Source organism: Paeniglutamicibacter selenitireducens (assembly GCF_051550675.1).
Classification (GTDB): Bacteria; Actinomycetota; Actinomycetes; order Actinomycetales; family Micrococcaceae; genus Paeniglutamicibacter.
In genome coordinates this window covers 186387-204109 of the sequence record NZ_JBPULF010000008.1, presented here as the reverse complement: position 1 = coordinate 204109, position 17723 = coordinate 186387, and the positions used below count along the sequence as shown (strand labels likewise).

13 protein-coding genes are annotated in these 17723 nt (G+C 62.3%); 5 read left to right on the top strand and 8 right to left on the bottom strand.

The window, feature by feature from the left end; all coding sequences use genetic code 11:
* Positions 1 to 108: 108 nt before the first annotated feature.
* The gene (locus ACSYDW_RS14650; protein WP_438339466.1) at positions 109 to 834 is read right to left on the bottom strand and encodes a FadR/GntR family transcriptional regulator; all 726 of its coding nucleotides are present in this window, start codon (positions 832 to 834) and stop codon (positions 109 to 111) included.
* 213 nt (positions 835 to 1047) lie between these two features.
* On the opposite strand from ACSYDW_RS14650, the gene gnd reads away from it, so the two are divergent.
* Positions 1048 to 2487 carry an NADP-dependent phosphogluconate dehydrogenase gene (gnd, locus tag ACSYDW_RS14645; RefSeq protein WP_438339465.1) on the top strand — a complete coding sequence of 480 codons (1440 nt, stop codon included), beginning with the start codon at positions 1048 to 1050 and terminating at the stop codon, positions 2485 to 2487.
* A 67-nt stretch (positions 2488 to 2554) separates the two neighbouring features.
* Here the strand turns inward: gnd and ACSYDW_RS14640 are convergent, their stop codons facing one another.
* Both ACSYDW_RS14640 and ACSYDW_RS14635 read right to left on the bottom strand, forming a co-directional pair.
* Positions 2555 to 2701, bottom strand: coding sequence for a hypothetical protein (locus ACSYDW_RS14640; RefSeq protein WP_438339464.1), 147 nt, complete (start codon positions 2699 to 2701; stop codon positions 2555 to 2557).
* A gap of 448 nt (positions 2702 to 3149) precedes the next feature.
* Complete coding sequence (locus tag ACSYDW_RS14635; protein ID WP_438339463.1) at positions 3150 to 7676, bottom strand: ExeM/NucH family extracellular endonuclease; 4527 nt, start codon at positions 7674 to 7676, stop codon at positions 3150 to 3152.
* A gap of 926 nt (positions 7677 to 8602) precedes the next feature.
* Between ACSYDW_RS14635 and ACSYDW_RS14630 the strand changes: the two genes are divergently transcribed.
* Together ACSYDW_RS14630 and ACSYDW_RS14625 are read left to right on the top strand one after the other, a co-directional pair.
* Positions 8603 to 10987: an AAA family ATPase gene (locus ACSYDW_RS14630; protein WP_438339462.1), complete on the top strand. Its 2385-nt coding sequence runs from the start codon at positions 8603 to 8605 to the stop codon at positions 10985 to 10987.
* A gap of 394 nt (positions 10988 to 11381) precedes the next feature.
* Complete coding sequence (locus ACSYDW_RS14625; protein WP_438339461.1) at positions 11382 to 12296, top strand: AcrVA2 family anti-CRISPR protein; 915 nt, start codon at positions 11382 to 11384, stop codon at positions 12294 to 12296.
* Between the two features lie 40 nt (positions 12297 to 12336).
* On the opposite strand, the gene ACSYDW_RS14620 is transcribed toward ACSYDW_RS14625, so the two are convergent.
* Together ACSYDW_RS14620 and ACSYDW_RS14615 are read right to left on the bottom strand one after the other, a co-directional pair.
* Positions 12337 to 12600 (bottom strand): hypothetical protein, encoded by a 264-nt coding sequence (locus tag ACSYDW_RS14620; RefSeq protein ID WP_438339460.1) that lies wholly within the window; start codon positions 12598 to 12600, stop codon positions 12337 to 12339.
* A gap of 19 nt (positions 12601 to 12619) precedes the next feature.
* Positions 12620 to 13357 (bottom strand): hypothetical protein, encoded by a 738-nt coding sequence (locus ACSYDW_RS14615; RefSeq protein ID WP_438339459.1) that lies wholly within the window; start codon positions 13355 to 13357, stop codon positions 12620 to 12622.
* 196 nt (positions 13358 to 13553) lie between these two features.
* Between ACSYDW_RS14615 and ACSYDW_RS14610 the strand changes: the two genes are divergently transcribed.
* Together ACSYDW_RS14610 and ACSYDW_RS14605 are read left to right on the top strand one after the other, a co-directional pair.
* Positions 13554 to 13793 carry a hypothetical protein gene (locus ACSYDW_RS14610; protein WP_438339458.1) on the top strand — a complete coding sequence of 80 codons (240 nt, stop codon included), beginning with the start codon at positions 13554 to 13556 and terminating at the stop codon, positions 13791 to 13793.
* A 286-nt stretch (positions 13794 to 14079) separates the two neighbouring features.
* Positions 14080 to 14682: a hypothetical protein gene (locus ACSYDW_RS14605; protein WP_438339457.1), complete on the top strand. Its 603-nt coding sequence runs from the start codon at positions 14080 to 14082 to the stop codon at positions 14680 to 14682.
* Positions 14683 to 15397: 715 nt separating this feature from the next.
* On the opposite strand, the gene ACSYDW_RS14600 is transcribed toward ACSYDW_RS14605, so the two are convergent.
* The 3 genes from ACSYDW_RS14600 to ACSYDW_RS14590 all read right to left on the bottom strand — a co-directional run bounded on the left by ACSYDW_RS14600 (position 15398) and on the right by ACSYDW_RS14590 (position 17107).
* Entirely contained in the window at positions 15398 to 15775 is a 378-nt protein-coding gene (locus ACSYDW_RS14600) for a hypothetical protein (protein ID WP_438339456.1), read from the bottom strand.
* 40 nt (positions 15776 to 15815) lie between these two features.
* Positions 15816 to 16577 (bottom strand): hypothetical protein, encoded by a 762-nt coding sequence (locus tag ACSYDW_RS14595; RefSeq protein ID WP_438339455.1) that lies wholly within the window; start codon positions 16575 to 16577, stop codon positions 15816 to 15818.
* Positions 16578 to 16696: 119 nt separating this feature from the next.
* Positions 16697 to 17107, bottom strand: a complete 411-nt coding sequence (locus ACSYDW_RS14590; RefSeq protein ID WP_438339454.1) for a hypothetical protein — start codon at positions 17105 to 17107, stop codon at positions 16697 to 16699.
* Positions 17108 to 17723 lie beyond the last annotated feature (616 nt).

Sequence of the window (17723 nt, the reverse complement as noted above, 5' to 3'; positions counted from 1 at the left end):
CTCAAACTGTTGCAACGCAAAGGCGAAACACCATCCCGGTCTCCCGTTCGAGATCGGGCGGGTGTTTCGCTGCTTAACGGGGAACTAGGCGGGCCGCAGCCCTGTCGGCTAGATCCGCGGTTTCGGGAACAGTCGCGGATTGTCCGCCCAGACCCCGCAGATTTCCTGGTTGGTGCGCCGCATGATCTTTTCCATCGATTCGCGCGCGTCCTGGGGCACGTGCGCGGAGATCGCATCGGCGACGTCCTGGTGCCAAGTGAGTGCCTCTTCGTGCGGCCGTTCGGGCATGAGGCCGAGCTCGGTGCGCCCGCGCAGCGTCTCGCCGATCGGGTGGGCCAGGTTCGCGAACATCTCGTTGCCGGAGGCTGCCAGCACCAGCGCGTGGAAGCGGATGTCCAGCTCCAGGAACGTGGTCAGGTCCCCGGATCGTCCGGCGTGGCGCATCCTCGCGGCGAGGTTCAGCAGCTCGCCGCAGAATTCCTCGGGGGCGTGTTCGGCAGCAAGCTCCGCCGCCATGGGTTCGACGGCGACGCGGAGTTCGGTGAGTGAACGCAACTGCGCGCCAAGGCCGCCGCTGGCCAACCGCCACCTGATCACCAGGGGATCGAAGGGGTTCCAGTCCTCGGGCGGCAGCACCCGGATGCCGACGCGCTTGGTGGAAACCACCAGTCCCGCCGAGGCCAGAACGCGCACGGCCTCCCGGACCACTGACCGGGAGACCCCGAGCTCGGTTTCGATCTCAGAGGCCAGGATCACTTCCCCGGTGGCGATGGATCCGTCGACGATGCGGCTTCCGACGTGTTCCACCGCGCGGTGGTGCAGGCTATTGGGCATGACTTAACCTTATAGGTTACCTCGAGCACAACCGGACGGTCGAACCCGCTGAATGACGCGGATCCATGCGGCAACAATGGGGAGCCAAGGCGTGTTCGTCTGGCCTTGGATGCGCCGGACAAACTAAACTGGTGGGTAGTCACGAAGCCGTGCCCGGCGCATGTCGTGCCGGTATCTTGCCCGGCTTCGATATTCGCAAACGATGGAGACTTCATGCCTGCACAGATCGGCGTCACCGGCCTAGCCGTCATGGGCGCAAACCTTGCCCGTAACTTCGCCCGCAACGGCTACACCGTTGCCCTGCACAACCGCTCGGTTGCCAAGACCGACGCCCTGTTGGCCGCACACGGCGATGAAGGCGACTTCATCCGCACCGAGACCCTTGCCGAACTCGTCGAGAACCTCGAAACCCCGCGCCGTGTCCTGATCATGGTCAAGGCCGGCGGCCCCGTCGACTCCGTCATCGACTCCCTGGTACCCCTCCTCGACGAGGGCGACATCATCATCGACGGCGGCAACTCGAACTTCGTCGACACCCGCCGCCGCGAGGCCGACCTGGCCACCAAGGGCCTGCACTTCGTCGGCGTCGGCGTGTCCGGCGGCGAGGAGGGCGCTCTGCTCGGCCCCTCGATCATGCCCGGCGGATCCCGCCAGTCCTACGACGCCCTGGGCCCGATGCTCGAAAAGATCTCCGCCAAGGCCATCGACGGTGCACCGTGCTGCGCCTGGATCTCCACCGACGGTGCCGGCCACTTCGTGAAGATGGTCCACAACGGCATCGAGTACGCCGACATGCAGGTCATCGGCGAGGCCTACGACCTGTTGCGCACCGGCGCCGGCCTCGAGCCCGCCGCCCAGGCCGAGATCTTCGAGGAATGGAACAAGGGCGAACTCGCCTCCTTCCTCATCGAGATCACCGCCGAGGTGCTGGCCCACGTCGACGCCAAGACCGGCAAGCCGCTTGTCGATGTCATCGTCGACTCCGCCGGCCAGAAGGGCACCGGCCGCTGGACCGTGCAGTCCGCGCTGGACCTGGGTTCCCCGACCTCGGCCATCGCAGAATCGGTGTTCGCCCGAGGCCTGTCCTCGCAGCGCGACCAGCGTGCCATCGGCCAGGAAGTCCTGGCCGGCCACGAGATCGCCGTTGAACTGGGCGAGAACTTCGTCGAGGACGTGCGCCAGGCGCTTTTCGCCTCCAAGCTGGTTTCCTACGCGCAGGGCCTGGACATGCTCACCTCCGCCGGCAAGGAATACAACTGGGACCTGAAGCTCGACGAGATCGCCTCGCTGTGGCGCGAAGGCTGCATCATCCGCGCCGCGCTGCTTGCCGACATCACCAAGGCCTACGCCGCCGACGAGAAGCCGGCCAACCTGCTCTTCGCCCCGGCGTTCTCCGAGGCCATCGCCGCGGCCCTTCCGGCCTGGCGCCGCGTGGTTGCCACCGCCGTCCAGCTGGGCGTGCCGGTTCCGGTCTTCTCCTCCTCGCTGGCCTACTACGACGGCCTGCGCCGCAAGCGCCTGCCGGCCGCGCTGACCCAGGGCCTGCGCGACCTCTTCGGTGCGCACACCTACAACCGCGTTGACGTCGAGGGCTCGTTCCACACCCAGTGGAGCGGCGACAAGACCGAGATCGAAGCCGAAGACACCCACTAGTCTTCACTCGCTTGACCCCATGAGGTGGTGCCCCGCTACGGGGCACCACCTCATGGCGTTTCGGCCCCTACGGCAGCCGGTCCCGGGCATCGGCGATTAACGCGTCGTACTGGGCCTCGTCGAACATGAACCCGCCTGCCAGCGGCATGTAGTACCCGCAGTAGTCGTCGTCCCCGAAGCACCATGAGTAGGCAAAGTCCGGCCACAGAACCATGCCTTCCGTTCGTGTGATCCGCACCGTCAGCCCGCCACAGCCCGTATCGCCACAGGGAGAACCGAGCAGCCAGGGGTCCCGTCTCGATTCGTCGGGGCGCAGGCCTGCCAGGCAATCCAGCTACTATCCGGCCGCGTCGCCCCGGTTGGCCCGCGGATACGTCTCGCACGAGCCAATGTTCGCCGGCCCGCGGGGCAGGAACCGAAGCTTCTTTCTGGTGAACCGCGAATTCGGGACGAGTCGCAGTGTGTGGGGAGCTCGTTCCGTGTTGATGGTTGCGGGGCCAGGGAAATGCAGCATGACGGTCCAGCGAGTTCACGTTCCCAATGTCCGCCTCGTGCGTTCTGCGTGCTCGAACCGTCCGCGATGACCGTTGGCCACAGACGACGGTGCCCCTTCCTCCCGGACCGGGAGGAAGGGGCACCGTCGCTGTTCAACGCCCGATGGATCAGGCGCAGGCCTTCGCGTCCTGCTTCGGCTTGCACTTCTCGTTCGGATTGGTGATGAGCAGCGGGAGCTTCACCGTGGTGCCGCTGGGTGCGGCCTTGACGGTGATGGTGCCGCTGGTGCGGGCATCGGCGGGCAACCTGAAGGAGACCTTCGCCGAGCCGTCCCGCACGCCCACCGTGTCGACCACGGTGCGCTTGCCCTTGTTGTCGGTGAACTCCACCGTGACGGCGGTGTTCTTTGGGCTGCCCAGGGAGGTCAGGTCCAGCTTGTTGAGCTGGAAGGCGACACTGCCCTTGGCGTCGACCCGGGCCGGGTTGCCGACGACCTCGACGCCGCGGCGGGCGAAGTCCGGGGCGATCGGGCCGGTTTCGGAGCGCTGGCCGAGGTACTTGATCCAGGCATCGCGGTCGATGAGGCCGGAGTCCTTGGTGTTGGTGCCCTCGGTGAAGACGCGGAAGTTGTCGCCGCCGGTGGCCAGGAAGCTGAACGTTCCCACGCGGTAGGAGCGCTTCGGGTCAAGCGCCTGCCCGTTGACGGTGACCGAGGTGATGCGGTCGCCCTTGGCGCGGGTCGAATCATAGGTGTAGTCCATGTTGGAGGACAGCCCCAGGTTCAGGAACGGGCGGCTCGGGGTGGAGCCATCGGCGTTCGTCTGCCACTGCTGTTCCAGCATGGTCTTCACCTGGGCACCGGTCAGCGACGTGGTCCACAAGTTGTTCACGAACGGCAGCACCGCGTTGGCGTTGGCGTAGGTGACAACGCCGTCGGCGACCCCGGCGTTCTTGTGGAGCAGGTCCGCCCGGAGGCCGCCGGGGTTGACCACGGCGATCTCCGCCCCGCCGGCCTGCTCCGACTTGAGCGTCTCCAGCAGGGCGTTGCCCACCAGGTTGCCCAGCGTGGATTCGTTGGCGCGGTCGTCACGGGTGTACTTGCCGGTGGCCGGGTCGAAGGTCTGAGCGGTGGTGATGTCCGCGGAGATCTTCCCGACCGGTACGCTGCCGGCGACCTTGGCGTCGGCCAGTGCCTTGTCCGTGATGGTCTTGACCGCGGCGACGCGCGGGTACTTGGCTACCAGCGAGGCGTCGTCGGCCTTGGTGCGCGGCACGTTGCCCTGCTCGTAGGAGAGGACCTCGTCGGAGGCGGTGTCCACCTTCAGGGTGATCCGGCCGATGAACTCGCCGTAGCTTCCGGTCTGGAGGACGGGGCGGGTCTTCAGGGCGGCATCGGCGGAGACACCGGGGATCGGTGCGTCCCACGCGTACTGCTTGTGGGTGTGGCCGGTGAAGATGGCATCGACCTCGGCACTGGTCTTTGTCGCGATCTCCCGGAAGGTCCCCTCGGCGGCGATCTCATCCTCCATGGTTGCGCCGTCGGGAGTACCCGAGCCGGCACCGTCGTGGTACTCGGCGACGATGACGTCGGCAAGGTCGCCGTCGGTGATCTGCTGCGCGACGCGGTTCACGGCCTCGACGGGGTCGCCGAAGTCCAGGGAGGAAATGCCCGACGGGGTCACCAGGGTGGGCGTTTCCTGCGTGATGGCACCGATGACGGCGACCTTCACGCCGTTGAGCGTGATGACCTTGTACTCGTCCATCACCGGGGTCTTGGTGCCCTTCGCGTACACGTTGGCGCCCAGGTAGTCCCAGTCGGCGGCGTCGGAGACGCGGCCGACGAGGTCCTGGTAGCCCTTGTCGAACTCGTGGTTTCCGAGGGCCGAGGCCCGCAGGTCCAGCGCGTTGAGGACGTCGATGGTCGGCAAGTCGTCCTGCGAGGCCGAGGCGAAGAGGCTGGCGCCGATGTTGTCGCCCGCCGAGAGGAACGCGGTGCTTCCCTCGCCCGATTCGGCGCGCAGCTGCTCCACGGTTCCCGCGAACTTCACGGTGTTGGCGTCGATGCGCCCGTGGAAGTCGTTGATGTTCAGGAGGTTGACTTCCTTGGTGGCCGAGGATGCCTCGCCGAGCTGCAGGCCGACGACGACGGGGTCGTGGTCAGAGGCGGCGAAGGGGGAAGCATCGTAGAAGTTTGTGGCGTTGTAGCCGTAGCGGCTGTAGCCCATGGCCACCGACTCCGCGGAGTTGATGTTCCAGATGTCGGCCCCGGTGACTGCGGCCTCGGCGGCCGGCGATGCCAGGACGTGGTCGAGCGAACCGACCATGCCGCCGAAGCTGTAGGAGTGCTTGCCGGTCTTGGGGTCCTGGTCCACGTAGCCGGCGTCGGTCATGACCCGGATGGGGTCCTCGAAGCCGTAGGCGTTGAAGTCGCCCATCAGGAGCACCTTGTCGGTGCCCTGCGAGGCCTGCAGCCGGGTGGAGAACTCCACGAGCGCCTCGGCCTGGGCCGTGCGTGCCAGGTTTGAGTTCCCCTGGCCCTGGTCGGTGTCGCCGCCGATCGCCGACCCCTTGGACTTGAAGTGGTTCACGATCAGCAGCACCTGTGCCGAGTCGTCGCTGCCGGCCGGCTTGAACGACTGGGCCAGCGGCTGCCGGGCGATGCCGGTGAATGCCTGGTGGTCCAGGATCGTCGAGCCGCCCACCGGTTCGGCGCTGGCCTTCTTGTAGATGAAGGCGGTGCGGATCGCGTCCTCGATCCCGACGGCGGGGCGCTGGTCGGCAGCCGGGGAGCGGACGTAGTCCCAGACCCCCGGTGCCTCGGCGTTGAGGGCCTCGACGAGCGTGGCCAGGGCGCTGTCGCGGTCCTTGCCGAACTTTGCGGAGTTCTCCACTTCCTCCAGCGAAAGCACGTCGGCGTCCGTGGCGATGATGCCTGCCACGATCTTGTCCTGCTGGCGCTGCAGGTTTGCCGCGTCGGCGGCGCCGCGCTGCGGGCAACCGCCCTTGACGCTGATCTTGTTGCCGCTGTAGTCGGTGTAGAACTCGCAGGAGACGTTCTTGTCGCCGGTCTCGGTGAAGTAGTTCTGCACGTTGAACGAGGCGACCTTCAGGTTGCCGCCCACGGGCTTGGGGGCCCCGTGGCGGGTGTTTCCGAAGGTGACGGGCTGCACGGTTCCGGCATTGGCCGGGGTGAGCGCTTCCAACGGCTGGAACTTGTAGGTGTTGTTGCGGTTGTCGAAAATGACGGGGGCAGTGAACCTGGCCGTCGATCCGACGCGCATCGGCGTTGCCTGCCCCAGCCACGGCAGTTGCACCGTGGAACCGGCCGTGCTCAGGAAGTTGGTGCTGGCGCCGTCGTCGAGCTTGATGGCGCGGGCGGCGTTCTCCGACACCGTGGCGGTGTACTTGTCGGAGCCGTAGGGTGCCACCGCGGTGGGCTGGATGAGGGGAGTGGTTCCCGTGGCCAGGCCGATCTCGCCGTAGTTGTTCAGCGAGTAGTTGTCGGTGATGGTGAAGTCGCCCTCCGGGGCGACAAGCATCCCTTCAAGGGTTTCACGCTGCGCCACGGAGCTGGGGACGGCGATGGCGGCGGGCTTGACCTCGGTGGCGGGCTCGGAGAGCTGGGTCAGCCCTCCGGCTGCAACATCGATCTCCGTGGTGGTGGCGGTGTTTGATGCCCCGCCGAATTCCTTGACGAGGCCGGAGACCTCGACGTGGTCGCCGATCTTGACGCCGGCGACGGTCGCCGGGGAATACACGAAGACGCCGTCGGAGGCCTGGTGGGTCCCCATGTCGAGGTCGCCGCCGGTGCCGGGGGTCTGGATGTAGTAGCCGTTGAAGCCGCCGGTGGGGTAGGCCGCGGTGACCTTGCCACGCGTCGTCACGGTCGTGCCCACCAACGGACTCGCGGCGCCGGTGCCCTGGATCTCGGCAATCGACTTGACGCCTGAATCGACCGGCGGCGTGCCCGGTCCGTCACCGCCGCCGGTGCCCACGGGCGACGGCGTGGCGGTGGAGAAGTCGGCGGCGTTGCTGTCGGTGTCGGCGAAGGCCGTGCGGTTCAACGACGAGGAGGCGTTTGCCGCTGAGGAAGCCTTCACCTCAAAGGTGTTCGAGGAACCGTAGCCGAGCAGGTCGACGATGTCCGCGGCTCCCACCAGGGAGCCCGAGGCAAGGTCCGCCGGCAGCCTGGTGCCCTGGTTGGAGAGGATCAGCGTTCCGCCCCCTCCGGCGAAGGAGAAGCCGCTGGCATCTGCATCGCTGGCCGGCAGGTCCTTGCCTACGGCCCCGTTGGAGTTGCCCTTGACCAGGTAGTAGTCCTTGGCCTTGATGGTGCCGGACAGCTGGGCAAGCCCGGTTGGTGCAGCCTGCCCCGTTGCCGAGCGGTACTGCAGCGACCATCCGGAAAGGTCGATGTCGGCGTCCGACGGGTTGTACAGCTCCACGAACTTGTTCTTGTAGGTCGCGTTTGCACTGCCGCCGTTGAGGTATGCCTCGTTGATGACCACATGGGCCGCGTCCAGCGGTGCGGGATCCGCGGGGGCTGCGGGGGCCTGGGTATGCGCGGAAGCGCTGGCCTCGGCCGGGGGTGTTTCCTCGGTTGCCATGGCCGGCGGAATCGCCAGCGGGGCCACGGCCAGGCCGAAGGCCAGAACGGCCCCCACCCCGGCTCTGGTGAACGTACTGCTCGTCATTTTCCCAACTCTCAAGAATGTGGCACGAGGTGTGCCGTGAGTGATGAATACCTGCGCTTGGGTGGCTGACCTGTAGTCGAGGGAGCCGTGTGATTTAGCCAGCAAGGCTTTCACGTCTCCGAGCCAACCACACAGAAGTGAATCATTCATTAACCCCCGAGGACGGTCAAGCAAATCGCCCTTTCTGCGTCCCGAAAAGGCCATTTCTGGACGAAATGGCTTGCGTCACATAGCATTATCCGTTTAACTGCACACGTTAAGGGTGATTTTTCGCCACGAACGACGGTGGCGTCGGGTGGATTCGAGACCTGGGCCGAGGTGTCGTTGGATGCCACGCGGAGCCAGGGGGTCACCGGTTCGAATCCGGTAGGAGGCTCCATTTAGAAAGCCGCTGTATCCCTATGAACAAAGGGATACAGCGGCTTTCTCTATGAGCAAATGAGGTGCTGCCTAGCCCAATATCAGGGGCAAAGGTTCCACAAATGGCCCACTTTGATTTTCGGCCAAGATCTTATTGGGCCCAAAATGCAGCCGCAAGAGTGCAATAAAACAGCCGGCCTCTCCGCTGGAACATCCTTCTCAAAGGACTCCGGTAAACAGCAGGTGTCCCGTCTCATCTAAAGTGGACCAATCTCACCACACATGGATCGTCCGGATAATCTGTCTCACTAAACATGGAGCACCGGAACACGACTCGAGCATGCCTGGACGTCTTCATTTCCTGTCCCGTAGTAGGGCCGCGCAAGCACCGGGATTTTTTGCGGGCGGGTCATACGGGAATCCGGCGGGAGGGGAAACGCGCGGATTTCTGGTCCGAAGAATTTCGTTCGCGCTTGCACCGCCGGGACCGTCTATCGGACAGTGCTAACGAACATATATTCGCCCGGCTGCGCGTCGGCTGGGGAAGTATCGCGTTCTAGGCCACTATGGTGCTGGGGCGTGACTCGGCGCACGAGACTGGGAGAGCAATGATTCAGGTTATCGAGAAGATTGATCGCGTAGGAGTCCTGAATGGTTTCGATGGCTCAGCGCATCCTCTAACCAGACTGTCTCTGATTTACGCGGGAAATGGGAGGGGCAAATCGACGCTCTCTGCTGTGCTCGCGGCCGCTGGGTCTGGAGATGCGGAGTCTCTTAGTGAGCGTCAGTCGCTGGGTACAACCGGTGCTGCGCATGTCAGGTTGCAGCCCTTTGGAACGTCTAAGCTAGTGCTGAACAATGGAGTGTGGGCGGGTGGCTCCCTCCGAACTCGTGTATTTGACACCCAGTTTGTGGATCAGAATGTCCATACTGGTGGTGAAGTCAGTCCCTCACACCGGCAGGGTCTACTCGCCATAGCCATCGGAGCCACGGCCGTTGAACAGCAGGAGAAGCTGGAGGCCGCTCAGGAGCTGGTTGCTACGGCAAAAACCGAGAAAGCGCGTATTGAGGCCGAACTTCTCGCAATGGCCCATGCGGTGGACCGGTCCTGCTCATTCTCAACGTTCCAACAGCTACAAGTCCCTGCGGCGGCCGGCTTGCTAGTAAGCCAGGCTGAAACCTCACTTAATGACGGTAAAAATGTATCGGGAATCTTTGCCCTCCCGCTGCCGGCCGAGTTGAAACCCCTCAATCTAGACCTTTCTGACTTATTCGAGACGCTAGGCGAGGCATTGTCTGACCTCCATGGTGAGGCCCGGCTTCGGGTGGCGGAACATATCGGTCACCTGGGCGATGAGTCCTCAAAGAGCAACGTCGAAGCGTGGTTGAGCGCGGGAGTTGGACTTGCTCCTGACGCTGAATGTCCGTTCTGCGGGCAGAGCACGACGGGTATCGATCTTGTCGACATGTACGCCGAGTTCTTTGACTCCGCATACGATGATCTTCGCGACCGGCTCGATCGGTTGAATGATCGTCTTGGGAACGCAGCACGGGATCTTCTTCAGACCCGATTGGCCAATGAATATGAGCGTGCCTCTACGTTTACGGCCGCGTGGAAAACCCATGTGGACGTACCCGAGTTGCCCAAGTTGGAACCGGTCACGGAAAGACTGACAGATTTCGGCAAGATCTTTGATGCTCTTCTCGCTCAGAAGATGGAGCGTTTCGAGAAATCTGTCAACGCAGGAACCGACCGATCTGCGCTTGAGGCATTCACGCTTGCCCTGTCCGTTTTGGTTGATGAAGTGAATGCGACCATTCGGCAAGCATTTAGTGACATCAACGCATACAAAAGCACGCTATCGGTGTCGAGTGTACCTGAGCTCGAAACAAAGCTTGTTGCCGCTCGGTTGGCACAATTAAGAGGAAATCCTGATGTCCAGGAGCTTTTCGCTGCATGGACAGAAGCGAAAAGAGAGGTCTCAAAGAAAGAGTCAGAGGCGACCGCGGCGAGGAACGCCAGTAAAGCCGCCATGAACGCGACCCTTGCCGCTTTTGAGGACTCCATCAATGGTCACCTGGAAAAGATGCAAGCTCAATTCCGCATTGAAGAAGTCCTCCCCACATATACGGGCGGAACGAGCCGAGCAAACTACGGCTTAAAGCTGCGGGAAGCGTCGATTGACATTTCCGGCGGAAAACCACCCTTCCGCATTGCGCTCAGCGAGGGAGATAAGAGGGCCCTGGCATTTGCCTTCTTTTGCGCAACAGTGCTGACAGAGCAGGACCTGCGTGGGCAAGTCATTGTCGTTGACGACCCCGTCACCAGCTTGGATAAGCACCGTCGAACGCACACGACCAACACGCTCAACGATTTTTCCAGGCGAGGCGCTCAGGTAATTATTTTGGCCCATGACGCGACCTATCTCCGCGAGGTCCGTGAGAAGTTTGGACGGAAAGAACACGATGACCATGGCGACCCGCGGCCGTCCACTGAGCTGGAGTTGTATCGCAACAGCAGTGGGGATACGTCTCTCCGCAAGCACGACCTTGATCGAGAATGCGAGAGCAAGTACTTCCGTAACCACCGCCAAATTCGCGCATTCGTGGGTGAAGAAGAAATAGACGGCGTTATGGTCAGTCACACCACCGCTGGCCAGGCCATTCGGCCGTTGGTCGAGTCCTACCTTCACCGGCGATTCCCTGGTCTCATACCTCCAGCGAACAAGACCCTGGGCACAGTCATTCTTCGTATCAACGCTGTGTCGTCGACCGATGTTTTGTCTTACGCCAAGAACCTGGTTCCGGAGCTGACAGAGATCAACGAGTTCGGCATGCGTTACCACCACGACACAGAGTCGGATACAGACCTGCCGGAACCTGACGCCGATGAGGTCAGAGCTTTCGCTCAGCGCGCGCTGCGGGTTGTGCTGGGAGACCCCTCCCTATAACCACTGAGCAACTTCGGCGTCCAGAATTTTCAAGTCAAGCGGTTCCAAAGTGAGTAAGGCTGACTCATTTTGGTGGTTCTGCTGGTTGGTTGATCTAAACCGGCCCGGGCAAGGACAGGATCTTGGGCGCGCTTCTGCGTGACCCCGTCGGCCTCAGCCGTAGTACACGTTGGGCGGGGTCCGGAGCCCGATCCCGGATTGCTGGTGGTCACACAGTTATACAAATCCGCAAAGCCACGGATGAAGGGCCTCGCATCACCCCGTGAGCCGATGTGCTCCGGGATCGAGACATGATTTCTATGCCTCCATTGTTCCTCGATAACGGGAAATTGTTGCACATGGTAGCTACGATAATCGGACATCGTATGTGCCGCTGAAGAGAAACGAGTTATGAGTGCGAACTATCGACTGGCGACCCACATCCGTTCCCGAGCTTCGTGCCATCTTGGTCGCTGAGCGACTGGCCGAAATGCAGCAGCTGCTTCGTAAATTGCCTGCCGACCTTGATGCGATTGCAATGAGAGAGATGGAGGAAACCCGGCGCAGGGAAGTCCCCAAATCCCATAGGTTTGCGCGAAACATTGCAGCCGGTGAAATGTTTTGGGTATCGGCTGACATGGTTGCCGTTGCCTTGGACGCAGCTTCAGACATCCCTGGGGCAACCATGAGCACGGACCTTCCAATCCCAAATGGTTTCATGGTGCTCGAAAAGCCCCTGCCGCCCCTAGAAGCCTGGGTTATTTCCCCCGACCACGAGCGCACTGAAGTGTCATTGGAGGTCGATAGCCTGGCTTGGACCACAGTGGACGGCGAAACAAAAATTGAGTCATTCTGCCGATCTGAGCGGGTGGAATCCACGATCTATGGTGGCAACTTTTTTGAGCCTGTCCAATACTTCTCTAGTAACTCACACGCCTACCAGGATTTCTCCGATCCCGAGCTTGGGGAGAGCGCGGCTCGCCTCGTGAGCTTCCTGGCGGCGTCCGCCATCCTCATGTCCACACCGGGTGTTGCTTCCAAGGAGCAGTCAGAACCTAAGACAAAGGCGACCCGCAAGGCCGCCAAAAAGAACCACTCGACAAACGTCACCGTGGTTACTCTCAACTCGCCTAAATACGTTTCTACCGAGGCTCAGGACGCAGCCGGACGAACCTATACTCACCGATGGCTTGTCCGTGGGCACTGGCGCCAGCAGCCCTATGGAATCGAAAGTAAGCAGCGACGTACCCAGTGGATCCCGTCCTATGTGAAGGGCCCCCAAGGGTTGCCGCTAAGAGAGACCGAGCGCGTCTGGGCGTGGACCCGGTAGAGAATCCCCGGCCGTCATACTCTGTCACCGTGGTGGCGCTCTAGACGGGCGGGGCCAGTACCTGAGCGAACTCGGCAATGAACTCATAGCCTTCGGTGGCCAGAGCGGCCAAGATCGAGGCCGTAAATGTTGCCAGCGCGTTGCCTAGTGCTGGCTGCTTGTGAACTGGCGCATTGAAGGCCCACCGATTGATATCACCTCGGGCCTCACTGGCCAGGACATCGTGGGCACCGGTCAGGGTGTCATCGACTGCCGCCGCCAAGCTCAAAAGTATCAGCATCTGGTCGTCTGCGCCGTTGCTCACGATCGCGTCGTGGTGGGTGCTAAACAACGCTACGTAGCTTGGCAGTTGCGGTCGGTGCACCTCGTTGTGAGAGCATACTTGGTTCATTTTCTGTGTACTCCTTGTGGGGTGAGGAGAATGCTGATGCAAGGACTTCCCCTTCAAGCATGCGATCGTGGCAGAGCGAGGCCCACCAGATAATCTCTACGTCCTCCCAGAACCCAGCACAGTTGGAACATATAGCCAGCCCCCAAAGGACGAAGACCGTAGTTTCGGCCAGAGGCATGCTCGCCGTGTTACCGCTGCACCCTGGGCAGGGCCATGCCAGCGGGATAGACACCTTGCTTCCTCCTAGCAGCTGTTCGATACCCACCCGCCACGCGGCGAGTTCCACGGCAAGCTGTGCAATAGCCACGTCTGAACCACCGGACACGATGGACTGGGACAGCGCTGTGAGTGCGCTAGACACTCGACCGTCGTGCTCCAGATGGGCTGCCTCGCGGTACACCCAAGCATTGAAATCGTCGAACAGCTCGAGGGCGTCTGTGGAAATAGCGCAGCCCTCGTTCGCTATGACCTTGCTGCTGACGCCATCGCCGCTGCCGGTAGGTGTCAATTCCTGAGCCAGGCTCAGCAGGAATGCCATGCGGCCGCGCGAAAGGCTGATGAGAGCTCGTTGGTGGGAGAATAACCTAGCACTCATGGTTGGCGTGATCGGTCGCGCCAAATGGGCGAGATCGAAGACCACGGCAGTGGGGGTGTGGGCCGGATTAAGCATTGGGATCTCCTGGGTAATGCGGGCTGCTTACTTGGAACCATGCGTAGGGTCTGTCTTCACTGCTGGCGCCGGAAGTGTCAGGGGCTTCTTGCCGTCAGATGATCCACTCCAGAGCTGATCCGATGACTTTTCTCTGGCCAACCAAGCACTACTGACCGCTTCGGAAATCTTCGACCGGATCCAACCTGATGGCGCGGTGAAGCTTTGGGTCCGCGTCCCCCTGAAAGACCAAGCGCCGGGCGGCTCGATCCTGCAGACATCCAAGGCCGACGGGCGCTTGAAAGAGGTCCACGCCCAGGGAGCCGGCGGCCAGGGCATCCGCACCAAGTTCATCGTGACCGCCGACGCCACCGACCTGGTGAAGCAGTGGGCCGACGGTAGCGAGCTGAACCGGCACTGGGGCAGCATGACCGGCAAGAAACTGGCCGGAGACTAACCGCCGAAATCCCGGTGAGTAGGGCAGCATCGACGATGTTTGAACGCAGTTCTGACCACCAATAACTGCACACTATACAGACCCGGCACCGGTCTCCCCTAGGGGCTGGTGCCTGGTTCCGCTTCCCAATCAACGATCTTTCAAGCAGGATTCCCAATTCCTCGATACGCTGCCATTTCCGCCCATCAACGAGCAGCGCACCACTGCCCAAATTTTCTGCGCATGGAATGTCACGAAGGTCAGGAGGAAGCCGTCCTCCTGATCGACCCTCGAGATTGGAAACCTCATGAAAAAGTTCATTGCCCTTTGCATCGTCGTCGGAATCGTGTCTGCCGCCCTGGCGAATCTACTTTTCGTCAGGCCCTCCGAAGGCGTGGACCCGGCGCAGGCAGGTGAACCCGGTTGCGCCCGCGAACTTTGGTCCTACGATTGCGATGCGCGTGACCTGTACCGGCAGGTGGCCATCTTCACGGAGAACGGGGGAGAGGTGGTTGTCCGCGCCGGCTTGCACGCGGTGGTCGAAGCAACCGTTGTCTCGACGAAGGGGGACCAGACGAAACGTGCCATGCTCGTATCTCGACTCCTTGATCTCAGGAGCTTGGTGGTCGAGGCGTCGGCTATGTGCTCACGCTCCGTTCTGCTGGAGCTTGTGACCGAGAACGCCGAGAACCTTGGAAATCTCAAGGCTGTCGAAATGACCCTCAACGCCGGCTCGACGGTGGTTGGCTCGGTTTCACCGACGCACAAGCTGGTCGCAGAGTACATGCAAGGTATCGCCGGCCAAGTGGACGTCTTGGAGAAAGTCAGCACACTCAAAAGCCTGCGGGATTTCGAGTTTAAGTTGGACGGGTGCAAGACCTACAACGACAAGCCATCCCAGCTCGGCTAATGCCTAGGGAGCGAACCGGTGAGTGCGGCTCCCGGCATCGACGGACACCCGTCTCCGCCGGGAGCCGCACTCGTTATGGGTGTCACCACATTCGCACCCCCAAGGAGTACCTCGGACGAAACCGGCACTAGCGACCATAACGGCCGCGGTGTTCTTGTCCAGGGGACGCTCGGCAGGCATATCTTCGATGCCCCAACAGGAGGCAGTGCTTGGTTTTCGCACCGAAGTTTGCGCAGTCCGTCGTCGTATGTGCCGGGTGGGCGATCTTGAGCTGAAGTCCGGCCTCTGCACAACTGGGTGTTCGCCATTGTGAAGAAGCACCATCAAGGTACGCTTGATTGGCAGACGACCCAGAGTATTGTGATGTTGCCTGGATGGAACCGCAGCGAGCTCTCCTCGCGATGCCGGCAACGTAATCATGAGAGAGTTGGTCACGCTGCTCCGCGCTGATCATCATGTCCATCGAAACCCGCGGCTACCGGATGATGGTGCACCCCCCAGCTCCAGCGCCGCCAGCTTTTGGGCGACGGAACAGCTGGGCACAGGAAGGCCGATGGACTACGTGCTGTTGCGCCTTCGTCCCGGAACCGAGGAGCGGCTGACCGTTCACGACGAAACGAATGAAGAGGTCCTCAAGCGCCGAAGCGTCTAGCCCCCGATAGACAGAGTACTGGCCCGAGCCACCGAAAGGTAGCCGGGCCAGTGTCGTGTCCGCTTAGGTGCGCATCTTGGCGAACGCAACCGCATTCGCCTCCATTTCCTCCTCGGTCAAGTAGGTCGGGGTCGGCTGATCCACGTTCCTGACATGGAAGAAACGACGCATCCTTTTGCTGTCGGGCGTCCCATCGGGCAGGAGTAACGCGACCGCGTGGAGGGCCTCGTACGAGTTCGAGTTCATGAGCTTGCCAACATCCAGGCCAGCCTCCATCGCAGCTTGGTGAATACGATCCGCGAGAGGTTGATAGGCCTCCAGGTCTTTGACGGCTTGCTCGAGGTCGAAGTCGTCTGCCTGGACGAGGCCCGTGTGCTTGTGAAGTCGGGCGAGCTGGAATTGTCGTGGCGTTAGCTCAGGGAGCGTATCAAAATCAGTCATGCTTCAACGCTAGTGAGGACACCGGACGCTTTGGGGGATTTTAGGGCGCGTCGGGAATCATATCGACTTTCACCTCGTCGCCGCGGGCCATCATCTCTGCGATCTTCAGCAGGGTAGGAGTCTCAACCTCGATGCCGCGCTCGCGTCCGGCCAGCAGCAGGTGCCAGGCGATCCCGTGCGGATCCTCGCCAGTCCGATCGCCGAGCGAATCGATGGCCTGCTGGATGAGTGACTGCTTGGCGTCGGCGCCCAGGGCCGCGGTGATGGCGGCGCTGACAGCGCCGGTCGCATGATCCACATCGATCGTCCCCTGAAGCTCGATGCCGCGTTCGGCGAGGTATGCCGCGTTCCTGGATCCCGGCTCGGCGGGGGAATCGTTGACCGAGACCGGTTCGAGGTCGACACGGTTCTCCCAGACTTCCTCGTCCCAGGTGCCCCACTCGATCTCCGCGCGCTGTCGGAACCTAGACCCTTCGCTCCAGACCGGGCGTGTAGGCGGGCTCCCGTCGGCGTCCGGCTGGCTCAAGTACACTCGCATCCTTGCGTTGTCCGGGGTGCCCTCGGGGAACACTGCGGCAATCGCCGGGATGACGCCCGGTTGATTCGGGAACCTCATGTTGTAATTGGTCACCCCGTCGGGCTCTCCTGCTTCGATGACCCTGCCTGCAGCTTCCTTGAATGGAATGTAGATCTCCTCCAAACGCATGTACCCGAGGATGTGTTCTCTTTCCGGTCTGCCGAACAGCCGCATCTCTTCGGCGAGTTCGGGGTTCATGTCAGGCAGCGAGTCGTAGTTGGTCACCGCCCCAGCCTAGGGGCAGGTCACCACGAAACGTCCGGCGGCACGCAGGACCTAGAAAATCCGCAGACGCTCTGGCAACGATGCAACCCAGCCACGCTTATCGGCGCCGCCACGGCGAATCACCCAGGCCTCCTTGTCCGGTCGCACGTGCGGCAGCACCGGTGGTTTCGCGCCCGCCCGCTGTATTGGCGTTCCCAGGATCGCGGTCTGTTCCCCGCACGCATCCAGTACGGCACATGTCCCAGCACCTTGGCGTTGGTGAGGATGGCGCGGGCATCAAAGACGTCTTGGGCGCCGAGTTCCAGGTGCGCGGCGACTGCGTGGGCGAGCGGCAGCGCCGCGGATTCCTGGATCTTGTCCGAATGCAGAATCAGGTAATTGCCGATCGAGGTTCCGTGGTGAACCATCAGTAGGGAGGCCGGCTGGTCGGGCTTGAAGCCTGCGGCGAAAGCGTTGACCCGTTGGAAAAACTGGGTCGGGTTCGGGTCGCTGCCCTGCTGGCGGTTGAATTGGAAAACGCGGCTCGTCATACCCCAAACCATGCGCAGAACGGCCCTTCTGGGCCGGCATGCACGGCACTGGGGAAGTAGCCCGATCTCATTTCGGATTCCGAAATGAAATGCCCCTAAACCCCCCAGTGCCAGTGCCAGAGGCGAAAAAGCTCCCACTCACTTCTGAGCAGGACCCCTCCGGGGAGCCACAATCACCCACAAACCGCAGCCAAGGGTGCTGCTGACCCCCCCACAGTTGCCGCTGGCAGCTGGCCCGCCTCCTTGGGTGGCTGGTGGGGTGTGTTTGGCGTGTTGTGTGCGCGGCCTTGGGCCCTGGTTCTCTTGGCGTTGCTCTTGCCGGCTCCCGTATTGGTTGCTGAGTCCGGCTCGTGGAACGGTGTCGAGGGTGGGCCCATGTCCGCTTGGGGGTGGCTGGCTTTTTCGGTGTGCAGCTCCGGTGGGAGCAGGAGCCTGTGGCTGGGGGCCGGCTCTTTGGGTGCGGGGTTCGGTCAGATGGCCGTCTAGCAGTCGTGGAGGTGGTTGGGCTTCGAGGTGGAGAGGATGCATTGCGGCTGGAGGTTGCGTCGGGGCTGGTGTGGTTCCGCGCAGCGGGGCACGGGTCAACGAAACGGTTTGCTTGCAGTCCCCTCGGAGC

Excerpts from the sequence above, each read along its gene's own strand:
- ACSYDW_RS14650 (WP_438339466.1), bottom strand. The coding sequence starts at position 834 with ATGCCCAATAGCCTGCACCACCGCGCGGTGGAACACGTCGGAAGCCGC.
- gnd (WP_438339465.1), top strand. The coding sequence starts at position 1,048 with ATGCCTGCACAGATCGGCGTCACCGGCCTAGCCGTCATGGGCGCAAAC.
- ACSYDW_RS14640 (WP_438339464.1), bottom strand. The coding sequence starts at position 2,701 with ATGGTTCTGTGGCCGGACTTTGCCTACTCATGGTGCTTCGGGGACGAC.
- ACSYDW_RS14635 (WP_438339463.1), bottom strand. The coding sequence starts at position 7,676 with ATGACGAGCAGTACGTTCACCAGAGCCGGGGTGGGGGCCGTTCTGGCC.
- ACSYDW_RS14630 (WP_438339462.1), top strand. The coding sequence starts at position 8,603 with ATGGTGCTGGGGCGTGACTCGGCGCACGAGACTGGGAGAGCAATGATT.
- ACSYDW_RS14615 (WP_438339459.1), bottom strand. The coding sequence starts at position 13,357 with ATGCTTAATCCGGCCCACACCCCCACTGCCGTGGTCTTCGATCTCGCC.
- ACSYDW_RS14605 (WP_438339457.1), top strand. The coding sequence starts at position 14,080 with ATGAAAAAGTTCATTGCCCTTTGCATCGTCGTCGGAATCGTGTCTGCC.
- ACSYDW_RS14600 (WP_438339456.1), bottom strand. The coding sequence starts at position 15,775 with ATGACTGATTTTGATACGCTCCCTGAGCTAACGCCACGACAATTCCAG.
- ACSYDW_RS14590 (WP_438339454.1), bottom strand. The coding sequence starts at position 17,107 with ATGACGAGCCGCGTTTTCCAATTCAACCGCCAGCAGGGCAGCGACCCG.